The organism is Streptomyces sp. SM1 (genome assembly GCF_002910825.1).
Classification (GTDB): Bacteria; Actinomycetota; Actinomycetes; order Streptomycetales; family Streptomycetaceae; genus Streptomyces; species Streptomyces okerensis.
Map to the genome: position 1 here is coordinate 1 of NZ_NEUB01000690.1, position 1,509 is coordinate 1,509.

Here is a 1,509-nt window from a genome sequence, read left to right on the forward strand (position 1 = left end):
CCGTCCGTGCGGCCCTCCGACGGCGCGGCGAGAAGGGCACCGGAGGAGGCGGAGGGGGCGGGGCGCAGGCGCCGTCCGTGGATGCCGGTGGACCTCACCGCCACCTGCTCCTCGTCGGCCACCGCTCCCGCGAGCACCGCGCACAGACGGCGGGCGGCGCGCGTGTCCAGCACCTCGGGCAGGTCGACCAAGCCGCCCCGGCGGTGGGGGTGTTCAAGGGCCGCGGTCCGGCCCAGGGCCGCGGACGCGGCCTGCCCGACGGATCCGGGCCGCTCCGCGCCGCCCAGGACCACCGTTCCGGTGGTCAGCGTCCAGAGGCGGGCGTCGATGCCCGCGTCCTCCAGCGCCTGGGCCAGCGCGAGGGTCAGCGCCGGGCCGCCGGGGAGGTCGGGGTGCTGGGGGTGGGTGCGCTCCTCCCAGGACAGCAGCGACAGCACTCCGGCGATCGGCTGTCCCCCGACGGCATCCGTGAGCAGCGCGGCCAGTTCCCCGCGGGTGGTGCCCGGGCCGGCGACGACGCACGGAATCAGGTCGGCTCCGGCGTCGCGGAGCGCGTCGAGGACGGCCGCCACGGCATCGCCCTCGGGGCACAGGGCGAGCCAGCGGCCGGCGAGTCCGTCCGCCGGGGCGACCGACAGGGGTGTCCAGGTGACGCGGTAGCGCCAGGATTCGGCCCGCCGTTCACGGGTCCGGGCGGAGCGCCAGGCGGCCAGGGCGGGCAGCACCTCGTCCAGGGCGTCACGGCCGACGCCCAGGATCTCGGCGAGCCGGGCCGGGTCCTGCCCTTCCAGGTCGTCCCAGCGGTCCTCGGCAGCCGGAACGGGGGCGGGGGCCGTCAGCCAGTAGCGGCTGCGCTGGAAGGCGTACGTCGGCAGCTCGACGCGCCGCGCCCCCGGGAACGCCCCCGACCAGTCCACGGCCAGACCGCGCTCCCAAGCCCGGCCCACCGCGCGCAGCACCTGGTCGAGGCCGCCCTCACCACGGCGCAGGGTGCCGAGCACCGCGGCGTCCACACCCGCGGCCTCCACCGACTCCCCCACGGCCACGCCCAGCACCGGGTGGGCGCTGGCCTCGATGAAGACGCGGTGCCCGCTGTCCAGCAGCGAGCGGGTAGCCCCCTCGAACTCCACCGTCTCCCGCAGGTTGCGGTACCAGTACTCCGCGTCCAGGACCTTCGTGTCCAGCCAACCGCCCGTCACCGTCGAGAAGAACGGCACCGTGCCCGAGCGCGGCGCGACCCCCACCAGATCCGCGAGCAACCGCTCCCGGATCTCCTCCACATGAGAGGAGTGCGAGGCATAGTCGACCTCGATCAGACGCGCCCGCACCCCCTCGGCGACGAACCCGTCCACCAGCTCCGCCACCACGTCCACGTCACCCGAAACCACCGTGGAGGAAGGCCCGTTCACCGCAGCCACCGACAGACAACCGTCCGAGGAGGCGATCCGCTCCCGAACGCCGTCCACCGGCAACGGCACCGACGCCATCCCGCCCCGGCCCGCCAACACC

1 protein-coding gene is annotated in these 1,509 nt (G+C 75.7%); it reads right to left on the reverse strand.

Going from position 1 to position 1,509, the window contains the following annotated elements:
* The coding region (locus tag B9S61_RS19140; protein ID WP_258039739.1) for an acyltransferase domain-containing protein at nt 1-1,487 on the reverse strand (1,487 nt) is incomplete at its 3' end.
* Nucleotides 1,488-1,509 lie beyond the last annotated feature (22 nt).